Raw genomic sequence first — 11,915 nt, 5'->3', positions numbered from 1 at the left:
TCGTGCGACTAGCCCCAGAAGCAGCCGTAGGGGTCGTCTTCCACCGCAGTGCAAAACCCATGTATGGATTGAACGGTTGCTACAGGCTCGTAGCTATGCCATTTCAGGTCAGCGCGTTGCCAGTAAATTTTCCATACCTTCTGCGTGCGAACCCATGTTGCTTTTGCAAATGGGCGCTCGTGACGTTCACCATCCATGAGACGGCGTATTTCTATTAGGTATACAGACTGTCCTTCAAGACTCCACTGAAAATCTAGCTGGTCACGCAAGTGAGCTGGAGGGCGTTTACGGCTAACCAATTCGTCCAAGGCCTTCGCAACGCGGCGTGTTTCAAGTTCAGTGAGCGCCATTGTGTTTTCTCTGTTTTGAACTTGGGTTCGTAAGTAGGGCGTCAATCAGCGAAACTGGACTTTTATTGAGCCAGGAATTTTTCGCAGCAGCGTTGATGAGATTTTCCAGTCTTGCTCATCGTCACTTCGCACACTGACGCTTTTTTTGTTCAGACGTACAACAAAGCCTTGTTTGACCTCGCCCTCATTGGTAGTGAACTCAACACGGTCGGCCAAACGGAGCATTGCCAGCTGTGCTGTGTCTTTGGCTTGTTCGAGTTCTTTCAAGCGGGCGATGACCAAACGGTTGAGAAAAATAAGGTCTTCTTCTCCAAGGGTGCTGACTGCAGCCGCAAGGAACTCTCTGTCTGTGGTTGCTGGATGTGAATTCATCACAAGAAGTTTATGGGCTCCTTGTCAATCAAATTTGGCAGTGTGTAAGTATGGATGCTGTGGCGCTGTAAGTGATTGATGCATAAGGGGAAGTCCTAGTGAATCCGATGGGACACTTTTTGCCTTATTTTTGTGCGTTCAGCCAATTTATGCTTTAACTACCTGTTCTTCTTTGGCAACTGTGCCTATAGATGCGGACAAGTTATGCTTTATTTCGTGGGCAGGATTTGGCTAACGGCACAATCTCTCTTATTCCAACCCAAACTTCTGGCGTAACGCATCGCCAAAAGCCGCATTGCCCGTCAACGTGAGGGTGAGCGTGGTGTGGCTGCCCGGCTGTGGTACTGCGGCGTCTAGCTGGCCCGATTGCGTATTCCAGCGAAGGGCGATGGCGTGGCCATGGTCATCGTCTTGGGCGCTCAAGTCATAGTCCCAGTCACCGCCTTCCTCCAGCGGTGCGCGGCGGCCATGAAAGTCTTGGTGCGCCCACAGCAGGACTTGGTGCACTTCAGCGAGCAGGGCATGCCAGCGCTTGTCCGCTACGCTGGCCATGGCATCCCAGGTGCCGTTGCCGTCTTCGTCTTCGCTGTATTCGAAATCCAGGTAATCCAAGCCCATGAGGTTCTTTCGCTAATTAGCTAAAAGAATAGCTAGTAGCGCCTGTTTTTATTAATTTTCAAATACAAAACACCTTGAAAACAAGGTTTTATGAGCGCAAGCAGCTTCTTTTTTAGGACTTGCTGTGTTTGGCTGCGGCCACTTGCAGGTTCAACAGGCTCGCTTCAATCGCTGCTGCGGTCATGTGAGGTTGTTCCATGGGAAAGAGGTGGCTGCCGTCCACTAGCATGGTGCGCCGATGGGTGATGCGCAGTGTCATGTCCATGCCAACTTGCTTCATTTCTTGGGAATAGAGGCCGCCAATAAACGCAGCAGGGCAGCGCAGCGGGTGGCGGCGCAGCATGGCGTTCAGGTTGTGGGGCAGAGTGTTGTAGATGGCGGTTTCTTCTTCGCGCGTGAAGTGCAAGGTGAAGCGCCCGTCGTTGGTGGCGACAAGACCGTGCGCTACATAGTCTTGCAGCACTTGAGGGTGCCATTGCGCGAACGACTTTTTGCTCTGGAACAGCGCCAGTGCTTCTTCCCGGCTGTTCCAGAGATTGCGGCGTTTGCGGCTGATTTTGCCGGGGGAGACATTGCCCACCAGTTGGGTGCGCTTGGCCATTTCCAGTGACGTGGCGCGCCAGCCGCTGATCAGGGGAGAGTCCAGCAGCAGCACACCAGATGCCAGATGGGGATGCTGGGCGGCGGTCATGGCGCTCAGAAAACCGCCCAGCGAGTGCCCGACCAAATACGCCGGTTGTCCCCAGCGCTGCACCAAGGGCGCGGCGAAGTCGGCCAGTTGCTGCACCAGGTGTGGCCAGTTGCTGGTGACGGGGTAGCGCGCATCGTGACCAAAGCGGTCAATCGCATGAACGTCAAAACCACGTTCACGCAGCAGGGCAAACAGCAGGCGGTAGGTGCCAGCAGGAAAGCTGTTGGCGTGCGAGAAGATCAAGGGTTGCATGCGCGGGGTGGTGGTGCGCGCAGGCCCCGCCTGCCCTACACCAGCTTTTCTTCGGGAGTGGTGATTTTCTTGATGGGGCTGGGTTTGTCCATCACCAGCGGGACGGTGCTGTTGCCACCGAACCACTGCGGATCCTCAATGCTGTCGAAGGCCGCGCGCAGGCGCTCGCCCCAGTTGCTGCGCAGCATTTGAAAGTAGGGGTTGTGTTCGTCAATGCACACCAGCTTGTTGCAGCTGAAGTGGTCTACCTCGTACACCGCCAGATCCAGGGGTAAGCCGACGGAAAGATTGGATTTCAGCGTGCTGTCCATGGACACCAGCGCGCACTTGGTGGCCTCCTCCAGCGGCAAGTCAGCGGTGAGCACGCGGTCCAGCACGGGTTTGCCGTACTTGGCCTCACCAATTTGAAAGTACGGGGTTTCTGCCGTTGCTTCAATGAAGTTGCCTGCCGAGTACACCTGAAACAGGCGCATGCCTTCGCCCTGAATTTGGCCGCCAAACAGCATGGAGACATTGAAATCCACCCCCGCACGCTTGAGGGCCACGCCATCACGGTCATACACATGGCGCACGGCAGCACCCAGCACGCGGGCGGCATCAAACATGCTCTTGGCGTTCCAGATGGAGAGCACTTCACCCGTGGCGTCGTCGCGCACCGTCATGGTTTGCAGCAGCTCGCGCACGGACTGCGAGATGGACAAATTGCCCGCCGACAGCAGTGCCATAAAGCGATCGCCCGTTTTCTCGTAAATCATCATCTTGCGAAAAGAGTTGATTTGATCGAGCCCGGCATTGGTGCGAGAGTCCGACAAGAAAACAAGGCCCGCGTCGAGCTTGATAGCGATGCAATAAGTCATGAAATTTCAGGCAGAAAGCCGCTGTGGCAAGCAAGTGTAGTGCCCGCTGGCGGTGGCAGCATGTCAGAAAGCACGCACGCAGCGTTCACGCGCGTTGCGCCAGTTTTTTTAGCTGGTACAGCGCCTCCAGCGCTTCGCGGGGGCTGAGCGCATCGGGGTTGATGTTGGCCAGCGCGCCCTCGACGGGCGTGGCTTGCAAGGCCGAGGCAGGCATGGGTGGGGCGGCAAACAAATCCACTTGATCCACGCCAGCGGATTCGCGAGTTTCCAACGCTTCCAGCGTGTGGCGGGCGTGGTTCAGTACGGCCGCAGGCATACCTGCCAGCTTGGCCACCTGCACGCCATAGCTGCGGCTGGCCGGGCCGGGCTGGATCTCGTGCAAAAACACAATATCGCTGCCCGACTCGGCCGCGCCCACATGCACATTGACGGCGGCTTTGGCCTTGGCGGGCAGCTCGGTCAGCTCAAAGTAGTGCGTGGCAAACAGCGTGAACGCCTTGGTGCGGTCATGCAACTGTGTGGCAATGCCGCTGGCCAGGGCCAGGCCGTCAAAGGTGCTGGTGCCACGGCCAATTTCGTCCATCAGCACCAGGCTGTGGGGTGTGGCGGCATGCAGGATTTGCGCGGCTTCGGTCATCTCCATCATGAAGGTGGACTGGGCGTTGGCCAGATCGTCCGCCGCACCAATGCGGGTGTGGATGGCGTCGATGGGGCCTATGCGGCAGGCGCTGGCGGGCACATAGCTGCCCATGCTGGCCAGCAGCACGATCAAGGCGACTTGGCGCATATAGGTCGATTTACCACCCATGTTGGGGCCGGTAATGATCTGCATGCGGGTGTTGACGTTCATGCGCGTGTGGTTGGCGATGAAGCTGCCGCTGGAGGTTTCGGCCATGCGCGCTTCCACCACGGGGTGGCGGCCGCCCTCAATCTCAATGCAGGGCACGGAGCTGAATTCGGGCTTGCTCCAGTTCAGCGTCAGAGATCGCTCGGCCAGCGTGCACAGCACATCCAGTGCAGCAATCGCTTGCGCCACACGCGTGAGGCCCGGTACATGCGGTTGCAGCTGATCCAGAATTTGCTCGTACAGCAGTTTTTCGCGCTGCAGAGCGCGCTCGTTGGCCGACAGGGCCTTGTCTTCAAAGGCTTTGAGTTCAGGGGTGATGTAGCGCTCGGCGTTCTTCAACGTTTGGCGGCGCTGGTAGTGCGCGGGCACCATGTCTTTGTAGCTGTTGGTGATCTCAATGTAGAAACCGTGCACCTTGTTGAACTGCACGCGCAGGTTCGGGATGTTGGTGAACAGCTTTTCCTTGGCTTCCAGCTCCAGCAAAAACTCGTCGCAGTTTTCCTGAATGCCGCGCAGCTCATCCAGTTCGGCATCAAAGCCACGTGCAATCACGCCACCGTCGCGCACCAGGGCTGCGGGCTCTTCCATGATGGCGGCAGCCAGCAGGTCGGCGCAGCCTGCGGGTGGTAACAGGTCTTGGAAGATTTGGTTCAAATAGGCCGCTGGCGCTTGCGGGGTCTGTGCGAGCAGCTGCGCTTTTTGTAGTGTTTTGCCCAAGGCGACCAACTCGCGCGGGCGCACCTGGCGCAGTGCCGTGCGCGCGGTGATGCGCTCCACATCGCTCACGCCCTTGAGTTCAGCGCGCAGCGCCTGCCAAGGCATGGTGCCGCCCAGTGCATCGTTGCCGCGCAGCACTTCGGTGGCTTGCAGGCGTGCCATGGCGTCTGCACGGTCGCGCTTGGGCTCTAGCAGCCAGCTTTTGAGCAAGCGGCTGCCCATGCCGGTCATGCAACTGTCCAGCAGCGAAAACAGCGTGGGGCTGTCTTCGCCGCGCAGCGTTTTCACCAGCTCCAGATTGCGGCGCGTGGTGGGCGGCAGGTTGATGAGCTGGTCATCGCGCTGCACGCGGATGCTGTGGATGTGCGTGAGGTTGCGGCCCTGCGTGTGCTCGGCATAGCTGAGCAGCGCGGCGCTGGCGGCGTGGGCCAGTGGCAGGTCTTCGGCCTCCCAGGCTTTGAGGCTGGCAGCGCCCAGCAACTCCAGCAGCTTGCGCTCACCCAAACCCGTATCAAACTGCCAGTCGGGGCGGGGCGAAAGGGGGCAGGCCACTGCCCCGCTGTGCTTGAGGGCAAACAGGCCTTGTTCAAAGCGCTCGGTCACCCCCGCGCTGTAAATCACTTCGCTGGGGCCTATGCGCGCCAGCCATTCGCCCAATTCATCTTGCGCGCATTCAGTCAGGTGGATGCGGCCTTGGGTCACGCTCATCCACGCCAGACCACAGCGCTGGCGACCTGCGGTGTGCAGCGACACCAGTATGGCCTCCTGCTTGTCATTGAGCAACTCGGCATCGGTCAGCGTGCCGGGGGTGACGACGCGCACCACTTTGCGCTCCACCGGACCTTTGCTGGCGCCCACTTCTCCGACCTGCTCACAGATCGCCACCGACTCGCCCATCTTGATCAGGCGTGCCAGATAGCCTTCCAAGGCGTGAAAAGGGACACCGGCCATGGGAATCGGAAACCCCGCAGATTGACCACGTGCGGTCAAGGTGATGTCCAGCAGGCGTGCGGCTTTTTCGGCATCGTCCCAAAAGACTTCGTAGAAGTCGCCCATGCGGTAGAGCACCAGGGTGTCGGGATAGTCTTTTTTGATGCGAATGTACTGCTGCATCATCGGCGTATGTTGCTCGATGGGTGCTTCAAAAGGGCTTTGATATTGTTCGAGTTTTTCTGACATTACTTTTTAGATCAACAGCTTGGGCTGTTAATGCTTGATTGGTTTGCCCTCGCCTGCACTCGGATACACTCGCCTACACTTGGTGGTTTGGCGTAGGTTTTTGGCGTTAGGTTTTGCGAACCTACGCCGTGTTGCATCTGGTCTATCAGAAAACCTACGCCACCTTACGCTGGAGGTGGTGGTGGTATTTGATGCACGCAAGGCCAAAGCCTTAAAGGCTGGCGAACACATTATTGTCGATGAGGCTCCGGGGCTGCGCTTGGTTGCCAGCAACACCCGTATGACCTGGACGTACAGGTACAAGAACGATGAGGGGCGTATGAAGCAGGTGGCCATGGGGCATTGGCCTGCCATGTCTTACGCCGCTGCTTTGGGTAAGTGGGATGAGTTACGCCAGCAGCGCGGTGCTGGGCAGGACTTGGCCAAAGAAAAAAAGTTAGCCACAGCCAAGGTGCGTAGCACGCGCTCGCGTCAGGCCGATCAGTACCTGGTGGCCAACCTGCTGGATGAGTACCTGGAGGGCCACGTCAAGCGCAACCGCAAACCCAAAGGGTACACAGAGACTGCGCGGCTGCTCAGTCACTTGTACACAGCGCCCATTCGTGGATTGCCACCGGCTGCGGTCAAACGCGTGCACGCATTTGAGCTGCTGGAGACCTTGGGTGCACGTGCGCCGGTGCTGGCCAACAGCTTGCGCACTGAGCTGGGTGCCGCGTGGGAGTACGCGCTGGATGCGGGGCGCATACCGGAGGAAACACCCAACTGGTGGCGGCAGATCCTGCGGGGCAAGTTGCGTAGCCGTGGCTTGATTGTGAATGGCGAACATCAGGGGCGCGTGCGGCGTGTGCTGGATGCGCAAGAGATGGCCACGCTGATTAAGTTTTTGCCCAACTTCAGCCAGCTCATCGATGACCTGCTGACCATGTACATCTGGACTGGTGCGCGTGGTGCGGAGATTGTCCAGATGGAGGCCAGTGAGGTTGGCCAAGAGGCTGATGGATGGTGGTGGACGGTGCCGCGTGAAAAGCTCAAGACCGGGCGGCATGACTTGGCGGTGGATTTTCGCGTGCCGCTGATAGGGCGGGCGCTGACAGTGGTGCAGCGGCGGCTTGCTCTGTACCAGAAGGGCTATCTATTCCCATCGCAAAACGCCAACGCACGATCGCCGCACGTAGAGCAAAAGATTATTGGTGTGGCCACGTACTGGGTGCGGCCTGAAACCTGCAACGCACGCTTGCCTGCTGACCGGCTGAAGCTGCTGCACCTGAAGCCCTGGGCGCCTCACGACTTGCGCCGCACGGTAAAGACAACGCTGGCCAGCATGGGCTGCCCTGAGGAAGTTTCTGAAGCGGTGCTGGGCCACATGCCGCCTGGGATTGTGGGCGTTTACAACCGGCACACGTATGACAAAGAACGCAGGCTGTGGCTCACGCTGCTGGCGGAGCATTGGGAGGGGTTGGTGCGCACTTAAAGTGGTGAGAACTGTGTGACGAATGCCTCGTAGGCTGTGTATATGCCGTACGCGAAAAGAATATATCCGCTGCCCGCCAGTGAGATTGAAGCTAGGTTGAGGGCATTTCCGATTTTTATTCGTCCGTGCCCATAGCAAAACTGCGTCACATAGCGGACGGCTAAGCTTAGAGACCCTGCAAGAACGCCAGCACCGAAAGAAAGTATCGATGGAGTTAGGTGTAAGCCGAGTTCTGCGGGTAGTCCTTTGGATATGGTCGCTCCAAGGAATCCCAGTAGTGCTACGACTGCCCCTCCGTTAATCAAAATTAATGCATTGAGTGCTTCGCGCCCTGCTTCAATAACGGATTTGAAAAGCTCAATTTCGTGCCTTGTTCGCACGTCTAGGTGAGCTAAGAATTGTTGTTGTTCAAGCTTGGTGTGTTCAAGGGCTCTGTCTGGTTGATCAGGGCTTAACCCTGTCTCAATGTATTTTTGTAGCGCCTCGATGTCAACTGTGCTCTGTCCGCTGGAGCGAATCTTTGCTAGGTCTTCTTGAAGTGAGTTTAAAAGCTTGGAGTATTCCACGTTGTCTCTTTGAAGAAGCGTTGGTCTTCGGTTGGAGGTGTAAGGCTCTATTATGTTTTTTTTGCCTCGCGGGGCTTCTTAGCCCCCGTGTTCTCCGGTGGCAACTGATCGCTAATCGGGCAAGAAAACAGCCACGCATCCAGCTCAGCGCGCAGCCATGCCACGCGGCGGCCTGCAACTTGGCGGGGTTGAGGGGCGCGGCGCTCGCGTACCTCTTTCTCAAATGTGGTGAGGCTCAGCCCCGCATAGGCTGCGGCCTGGTCGCGCTCCAGCGCGGCGGGGGCAAATTGCATCACGACGTAGCTCATGCCGTGGCTCCTTCTGTCTCTCGGTAAATCTCAGCGCCTGCGATCGCATCAGGGTGCAGGCGGTCGTTCAAAATGTCCTGGCACAGGGCTTGGCATGCCGGGGCGGCTGCCAGGCCGATTTGGGGATAGTCCTGTGCCAGTTGGTGTGCTGCCTCCAAGTCTTCGGCAATCACAAGCGCGTTGGCTTTCCGCCAGCGGCAGCCGTCCAAAGCCATTTGCGTGATGGTGCGTAGCGTGCCGTGCAGGCGTCTGGCCACGGGGTGGTCTTTGTTGACGTGCACAGCAATCTCAGCACCGATGCCGATGATGGCGGCCAGGTTGGCCAGCAGCTCGCGCATCTCTTGGCCGTCGTCGGCCAGAGCCACCAGCACGCCCAAGTCGAGGTTGAGCTGGCGTTGCTGCTCGATGGCGACTGCAGCCGTCACGGGGTTGGGCCCACGGTATGGCTTGCGCCGTGGCTTGGGTGGGGTGAAGCGTGGGCGTGCCATTACGCTGCCTCCTGCTCTGCCACCAGATCCAGCTCGCTCACGTGAAAGCTCAGGATGATGGGTGCGCAGCCCTTGGCGCGGGGGATGCTGACAATCACTGCCTCTGGCCCACACTGCGCCGTGGCGGTGCCTTCGTAGTCAACCCAGGGCTTTTGTTTCTTTTGCGTGGCATTGGCGTTGATGCGTACCACCTTGCCCACCAGCTCAGCGGCAGTCAGCACGGCCTTGGCTTTCTTTGCTGCTGCCCCTGTCTTCGCGGCTGCACCATCCTGGCCATCGTCCACTGATTCGCCTGTGCCAGCGGCAGCAGGCGTCTGCTCACGAATAGTTTTGTCGGTGGCAAACGTGATTCCTGCAGAGGGCGGCAGAGCCTGCGCAACGTCAGTTGCGACTGGCTCTGCTACGTTGCCTTGCGCGGCCGCAGCCGCGCCTAGTTCTGGTTCCCCCGGCAAAGCCTGCAGCGCGGCAGCGATGCTGGCTGCAGCCGCATTAGCGCTCAGCTTTTTCCCACCACCGCCAGCCAGCGCAGCGGGGCCTTGTTGACTTTTGCCTTTGGCCTTGCCACCACCCACACCCTTTTGAGTGTGCGCAGCGGGGGGAAGGGGTGTATTTGCTTTTGGAGCCTCAGATTTATCAGGAGATGCGGCGGCTTTTAGTTGCTTCGCGGCGTCCAGTTCTGCGCGGATATTGGCTTGCACATTCGATTTCAGTGTCTCCACATCAATGTGCGCTGTCTGCGCAAGACTTAGCAGCAAGGTGTTCTTCGCGTGGCCTTCTGGTAGCCACGGTGCGTAGCCTGCATCGCGCAATACCAGCACGGCTGCAGCGGCCACGACAGGTACTGGGTGTGCGCTTGCGTAATCTTTAAGCGCATCAATCGGTGCTACCTTGCCCAGTTCCAGAATTTTTGCCAGTTGTGCAGCATCATCTTTATTGAGCGTGCCCAGCATGTGTGAGGCCACAGCGGCTTCACAGGCTGTGTCGGTGGCGTCGTTGACGTTTCCTTTGCAGATGTACTGAATCAGTTGCGTGGCCAGTGCGCTGCGCCATTCCTTCTCGTAGCGCACTTGGGCATCTTTTTCCGCCTGGCGCTGTGCAGCTTCTGCATCTTCCGCCTGCTCTTTGCGCACCTTGGCTTCAGCCTCGGCCTTGCCTGCCATCTTCAGCAGCTCTGCGGCCTGGTCTTTACGCACCACTGCCACCAGTTCCTTGGTGTGCGGGTTTTCAATCAGCGTGGGCTTGATGCCTGCTTGTTCCATGGCCTTACCCACTACGGCACGCAGGGGCTTGCCTTTGATGGGACTGTCGGTGGCCACGTCCAGGCGCACGTGCCCTTCAATGCTGCTGGTGTAGGCGGTGGGTATCAGCGCCTTGGCTTCGCGCCCGGTGATGATTTCGCAGCCGCTGGCCACGGCGCGCTCACGCACCTGGGCTTTGTGGGCTTCTTCCTTGGCGTGGTAGCAGGGTGGGTTGGTGCACACGTCTGCACTGTCCACCACGGCTTGCAAGTCAGGGTTGTTGCCGGTGCGGTGGGGGCAGCTGGTGCAGGCACCGGCCAAGGGGCACAGGCTGGCATCTTCAAGGTCAAAGCTGGCGTATTCCAGCTTGGTCATGAATTGGCTGCGCACCATGGCTTGCACTTCGCGGGCGCTCATGCGGTCGCCCTGGAAATCGGTGTCGGTGGCTTCCTCCAGCGCCTTGAGCTGCAGTTGCTCATTGGGAATGCGGGCAATAGGCAGCGCGCAGCTAAAGTCCAGCTTGCCTTCGCGCAGCAACTGTCGGCCATGCTCGCACAAGTCCAGCACCTTCAGGCGGGCAAAGATGTAGCTGCGGCTGCGGCCCACCTCTGCGGCAATTGCGTCGGCAGAGCTGCCTTCGCTCTCCATCAGGGCGCGGTAGCTTTCTGCCTCTTCCAGCTCGGTCACGTCTTCGCGCTGCAGGTTTTCAATGATCTGGGCCTTCAAGGCCTGCGCATCGGTCATGGGGCGGATCAGCGCAGGAATCTCAGTAAGCCCTGCCATCTGGCTGGCGCGCCAGCGGCGTTCACCGGCTACCAGCTCGTACTCAGGTGCTGCCTGCTTTTGGGCACGGGCAGTGTGCAGCGTGTCTTCCAAGCGGCGGGCGGGCAGTGGGCGCAGCAAGATGGGTTGGTGCACGCCGCTGGCCTTGATGCTGTCTGCCAGCTCCTGCAGCTTGGCCTGGTCAAAGTGCTTGCGCGGGTTGGTCAGGCTGGGGGCAATGGCGGTCAGTGGCACATGCAGCATGCGCGGGCCTGCGCCAGGGGTAGGCAGTGCTTGGGTGCTGGTGTCTTTGGAGTCGGTCATGCTGCACCTCCTACATTAATCAACGCTGCACGCTTTTGCGCGGCTTTGGGTGTGGGGTAGATTTCGATCACGTCACGATCAGGCGTGCTGATGACGACTTCCCAGTGCTGCAACTGCCGGCCTTCACTGGTGGGGTGGTAGTAGGGGCGGACGGCGGCGCTCATGCTGCCAACCCTTCCCTGCCCTTGATGCCCAACACACGGCGCGCAGCGTTGCGCACTTCGGGGCTGACGCTGTAGCCATACATCTCAGGGCTGAGCAAGTCATTGGTCAGGCTGAGGGCGGCTTGGCCGTCTGCATCGGTCAAGGCTTGACCCCACTCCACGCTGCCGCAGCTGGCTTGGCGTTTGGCGTGGGTGATCATGTCCAAGGCCAAAGCCTCGGCGTAGGTGATTTTTCGGCCTACTTGGGGCTGCGGCATGGTGGTTGCCACCACCACACGGGCGGGTCCCACACTGCGCAGGGCAATCAATACTTCATGCATGGCATGCCTCTTGGGGTTGGTTTGGGGTTGCTTGGGTTTTCACCGCGCTGATGTGGGCGGTGACGGGGAAGTGGTACTCAGCCAGATCCAGTGCTACTTGCACCTTGATGCGCAGGCCGGGCTTGAGCTGGGCAGCGCGGGCATGGGCGGCGGCGTGTTGGCCGATGGGGAAAATCTGCTCACACGTAAAGCTGCGGTTTCCTTGCGGCCCCACCTGGTGCACCTTCAGGCACAGCACAGGCATGGGTTCGCCGGTCTCGCCCACGGGCTTGATGCGCACGATGGGCTTGGCGGCCACGGTACCTTCCATCTCAATGAGGGGGCCAAAGCCTGTGGCGTCAAAAACGGGGGCGTTCATAGGGGCAGCTCCGTCGCTGTCCACACCACGCAT

At 59.2% G+C, this 11,915-nt stretch carries 14 protein-coding genes; 1 reads left to right on the top strand and 13 read right to left on the bottom strand.

What is annotated here, in order from left to right; translation table 11 throughout:
* Nucleotides 1–8 precede the first annotated feature (8 nt).
* From QEP12_RS13630 to mutS, 6 genes are all read right to left on the bottom strand, one after another.
* Complete coding sequence (locus QEP12_RS13630; RefSeq protein ID WP_284214587.1) at nucleotides 9–350, bottom strand: DUF3024 domain-containing protein; 342 nt, start codon at nucleotides 348–350, stop codon at nucleotides 9–11.
* A 45-nt stretch (nucleotides 351–395) separates the two neighbouring features.
* Complete coding sequence (locus QEP12_RS13625) at nucleotides 396–722, bottom strand: hypothetical protein (RefSeq protein ID WP_174864280.1); 327 nt, start codon at nucleotides 720–722, stop codon at nucleotides 396–398.
* 249 nt (nucleotides 723–971) lie between these two features.
* Nucleotides 972–1,340 carry a hypothetical protein gene (locus QEP12_RS13620; RefSeq protein WP_284214586.1) on the bottom strand — a complete coding sequence of 123 codons (369 nt, stop codon included), beginning with the start codon at nucleotides 1,338–1,340 and terminating at the stop codon, nucleotides 972–974.
* 112 nt (nucleotides 1,341–1,452) lie between these two features.
* Nucleotides 1,453–2,283 (bottom strand): alpha/beta hydrolase, encoded by an 831-nt coding sequence (locus QEP12_RS13615; protein WP_174864279.1) that lies wholly within the window; start codon nucleotides 2,281–2,283, stop codon nucleotides 1,453–1,455.
* 35 nt (nucleotides 2,284–2,318) lie between these two features.
* Nucleotides 2,319–3,140 carry a proteasome-type protease gene (locus QEP12_RS13610; protein WP_284214585.1) on the bottom strand — a complete coding sequence of 274 codons (822 nt, stop codon included), beginning with the start codon at nucleotides 3,138–3,140 and terminating at the stop codon, nucleotides 2,319–2,321.
* 85 nt (nucleotides 3,141–3,225) lie between these two features.
* A complete protein-coding gene (gene mutS, locus QEP12_RS13605; protein WP_284214590.1) occupies nucleotides 3,226–5,820 on the bottom strand; it encodes a DNA mismatch repair protein MutS in 2,595 nt (864 codons plus the stop codon).
* Nucleotides 5,821–6,064: 244 nt separating this feature from the next.
* On the opposite strand from mutS, the gene QEP12_RS13600 reads away from it, so the two are divergent.
* On the top strand, nucleotides 6,065–7,354 hold the full coding sequence (locus QEP12_RS13600; protein WP_174862691.1) for a tyrosine-type recombinase/integrase: 1,290 nt from the start codon (nucleotides 6,065–6,067) through the stop codon (nucleotides 7,352–7,354).
* Here the strand turns inward: QEP12_RS13600 and QEP12_RS13595 are convergent.
* The 7 genes from QEP12_RS13595 to QEP12_RS13565 are packed head-to-tail and all read right to left on the bottom strand — an operon-like array spanning nucleotide 7,351 to nucleotide 11,882.
* Nucleotides 7,351–7,920: a hypothetical protein gene (locus QEP12_RS13595; protein ID WP_284214584.1), complete on the bottom strand. Its 570-nt coding sequence runs from the start codon at nucleotides 7,918–7,920 to the stop codon at nucleotides 7,351–7,353. The two genes, QEP12_RS13600 and QEP12_RS13595, sit on opposite strands and share 4 nt — an antisense overlap.
* 50 nt (nucleotides 7,921–7,970) lie before the next feature.
* Nucleotides 7,971–8,228 carry a helix-turn-helix transcriptional regulator gene (locus QEP12_RS13590; protein WP_174862674.1) on the bottom strand — a complete coding sequence of 86 codons (258 nt, stop codon included), beginning with the start codon at nucleotides 8,226–8,228 and terminating at the stop codon, nucleotides 7,971–7,973.
* A complete protein-coding gene (locus tag QEP12_RS13585) occupies nucleotides 8,225–8,716 on the bottom strand; it encodes a hypothetical protein (protein ID WP_284214583.1) in 492 nt (163 codons plus the stop codon). Before QEP12_RS13585 ends, QEP12_RS13590 begins: the two co-directional genes overlap by 4 nt.
* The gene (locus QEP12_RS13580) at nucleotides 8,716–11,040 is read right to left on the bottom strand and encodes a ParB/RepB/Spo0J family partition protein (RefSeq protein ID WP_174862672.1); all 2,325 of its coding nucleotides are present in this window, start codon (nucleotides 11,038–11,040) and stop codon (nucleotides 8,716–8,718) included. Before QEP12_RS13580 ends, QEP12_RS13585 begins: the two co-directional genes overlap by 1 nt.
* The gene (locus QEP12_RS13575; RefSeq protein WP_174862671.1) at nucleotides 11,037–11,204 is read right to left on the bottom strand and encodes a hypothetical protein; all 168 of its coding nucleotides are present in this window, start codon (nucleotides 11,202–11,204) and stop codon (nucleotides 11,037–11,039) included. Before QEP12_RS13575 ends, QEP12_RS13580 begins: the two co-directional genes overlap by 4 nt.
* Nucleotides 11,201–11,524, bottom strand: a complete 324-nt coding sequence (locus QEP12_RS13570; protein ID WP_174862670.1) for a hypothetical protein — start codon at nucleotides 11,522–11,524, stop codon at nucleotides 11,201–11,203. The genes QEP12_RS13575 and QEP12_RS13570 overlap by 4 nt, the downstream gene beginning before the upstream one ends.
* Complete coding sequence (locus QEP12_RS13565) at nucleotides 11,517–11,882, bottom strand: hypothetical protein (protein WP_174862669.1); 366 nt, start codon at nucleotides 11,880–11,882, stop codon at nucleotides 11,517–11,519. Before QEP12_RS13565 ends, QEP12_RS13570 begins: the two co-directional genes overlap by 8 nt.
* Nucleotides 11,883–11,915: the final 33 nt, after the last annotated feature.

Source organism: Comamonas jiangduensis, assembly GCF_030162955.1.
Lineage (GTDB): Bacteria > Pseudomonadota > Gammaproteobacteria > Burkholderiales > Burkholderiaceae_C > Comamonas > Comamonas jiangduensis.
The sequence above is the reverse complement of the archived record's forward strand: the minus strand, read 5'-3'. Positions and strand labels throughout refer to the sequence as shown.